Raw genomic sequence first — 2,500 nt, 5'->3', positions numbered from 1 at the left:
CGCGAAATCTATTTAGGTAGAGCGTTAGTCGAATTCTCCAGGGGGTAGAGCACTGGATGGGCTAGGGGTCCTCACCGGATTACCAAACCTAACCAAACTCCGAATACCTGGAAGAACTAACTAGCAGACACACGGCGGGTGCTAACGTCCGTCGTGGAGAGGGAAACAACCCTGACCACCATCTAAGGTCCCCAAGTTATGGCTAAGTGGGAAAGGATGTGAGGATCCCAAAACAACCAGGATGTTGGCTTAGAAGCAGCCACCATTTAAAGAAAGCGTAACAGCTCACTGGTCTAAATAAGGGTCCCTGCGCCGAAAATGTAACGGGGCTAAAGCCATACACCGAAGCTGTGGATTTACTCCTTTTGGAGTAAGTGGTAGCGGAGCGTTCCGTAAGCCTGTGAAGGGAGACTCGTGAGAGCTCCTGGAGGTATCGGAAGTGAGAATGCTGACATGAGTAACGATAAAGGGAGTGAGAGACTCCCTCGCCGAAAGTCCAAGGGTTCCTGCTTAAAGTTAATCTGAGCAGGGTGAGTCGGCCCCTAAGGCGAGGCCGAAAGGCGTAGTCGATGGGAACCACGTTAATATTCGTGGACCTGTGGGTAGTGACGGATTGCGTATATTGTAAGATCTTATTGGATTGATCTTGCAGTGAAGCAGTTCCAGGAAATAGCTCCCACATATAGACCGTACCCCAAACCGACACAGGTGGACTGGTAGAGAATACTAAGGCGCTTGAGAGAACTACGTTGAAGGAACTCGGCAAATTGCACGCGTAACTTCGGAAGAAGCGTGACCCTTTAGCGGGCAACCGTTAGAGGGTGGCACAAACCAGGGGGTAGCGACTGTTTACCAAAAACACAGGGCTCTGCGAAGTCGCAAGACGACGTATAGGGTCTGACGCCTGCCCGGTGCTGGAAGGTTAAGAGGAGATGTGCAAGCATTGAATTGAAGCCCCAGTAAACGGCGGCCGTAACTATAACGGTCCTAAGGTAGCGAAATTCCTTGTCGGGTAAGTTCCGACCTGCACGAATGGCGTAACGACTTCCCCGCTGTCTCCAACGTAGACTCAGTGAAATTGAATTCCCCGTGAAGATGCGGGGTTCCTGCGGTTAGACGGAAAGACCCCGTGCACCTTTACTATAGCTTTACACTGGCATTTGTGTCTGTATGTGTAGGATAGGTGGTAGACTTTGAAGCAGGGGCGCTAGCCTTTGTGGAGTCATCCTTGAAATACCACCCTTACCGATATGGATGTCTAACCGCAGTCCGTTATCCGGATTCGGGACCGTGTATGGTGGGTAGTTTGACTGGGGCGGTCGCCTCCTAAAGAGTAACGGAGGCGCGCGATGGTAGGCTCAAAACGGTCGGAAATCGTTTGTTGAGTGCAATGGCATAAGCCTGCCTGACTGTGAGACTGACAAGTCGAGCAGAGTCGAAAGACGGTCATAGTGATCCGGTGGTCCCGTGTGGAAGGGCCATCGCTCAACGGATAAAAGGTACGCCGGGGATAACAGGCTGATGACCCCCAAGAGTCCATATCGACGGGGTTGTTTGGCACCTCGATGTCGACTCATCGCATCCTGGGGCTGGAGCAGGTCCCAAGGGTATGGCTGTTCGCCATTTAAAGCGGTACGTGAGTTGGGTTCAGAACGTCGTGAGACAGTTCGGTCCCTATCTGCCGTGGGTGTTGGAATATTGACAGGACCTGTCCCTAGTACGAGAGGACCGGGATGGACGTATCTCTGGTGGACCTGTTGTGGCGCCAGCCGCATAGCAGGGTAGCTATATACGGACGAGATAACCGCTGAAGGCATCTAAGCGGGAAACTCACCTGAAAACAAGTATTCCCTGAGAACCGTGGTAGACCACCACGTTGATAGGTCAGGTGTGGAAGTGTGGTAACACATGAAGCTTACTGATACTAATCGTTCGATCGACTTGATCGTTCTCATTTCCCATATTCTTTCTTTAAATATAAAAATTCCAGCTTCTCATCATTCATGCTTTTTGCTGACTTGGTGGTTATGGCGGAGTGAACGCACCCGATCCCATCCCGAACTCGGCCGTGAAACGCTCCAGCGCTGATGGTACTTTGCCTTAAGGCACGGGAGAGTAAGTCGCCGCCAGGTCTGCTAAAGGCATGATAGATAACAATTCAAAATAAAAATATAACGATAAATATCAAGGCTCAATACTGAGAGTAGACAATAAAAAAATCTTGTCTTAAAATATATAACGCGGGGTGGAGCAGCCCGGTAGCTCGTCAGGCTCATAACCTGAAGGCCGCAGGTTCAAATCCTGCCCCCGCAACCACTTCTTAATAGTTAACCCTATAATATTCCCTAGCATTGCCGTAATAGTAACTTGACTCTTCTCAATCTAAACAGAAATATGCCAAACGCAGAGAATAATCTGCTCAATAAGCCTAATTAAAAAAGCTTATAAAATTAAAAAATCCATACTATTGTCTCTTTACATTGCAAACCTTCTAAAGGCG

1 tRNA gene and 2 rRNA genes (1 of these 3 cut by a window edge) are annotated in these 2,500 nt (G+C 49.4%); all 3 read left to right on the top strand.

Annotated features, from left to right (window positions below):
* Positions 1–1,949: ribosomal RNA gene (locus ACFIMW_RS08555) — 23S ribosomal RNA — on the top strand; it begins 862 nt to the left of the window's first position.
* Between the two features lie 68 nt (positions 1,950–2,017).
* A 5S ribosomal RNA gene (gene rrf / locus ACFIMW_RS08550) occupies positions 2,018–2,132 on the top strand.
* A gap of 107 nt (positions 2,133–2,239) precedes the next feature.
* Positions 2,240–2,316, top strand: a tRNA-Met gene (locus tag ACFIMW_RS08545).
* Positions 2,317–2,500 lie beyond the last annotated feature (184 nt).

It is taken from the genome of Bartonella sp. AC329YNZD (assembly GCF_042196685.1).
In the GTDB taxonomy this organism is placed as follows: Bacteria; Pseudomonadota; Alphaproteobacteria; order Rhizobiales; family Rhizobiaceae; genus Bartonella.
The sequence above is the reverse complement of the archived record's forward strand: the minus strand, read 5'-3'. Positions and strand labels throughout refer to the sequence as shown.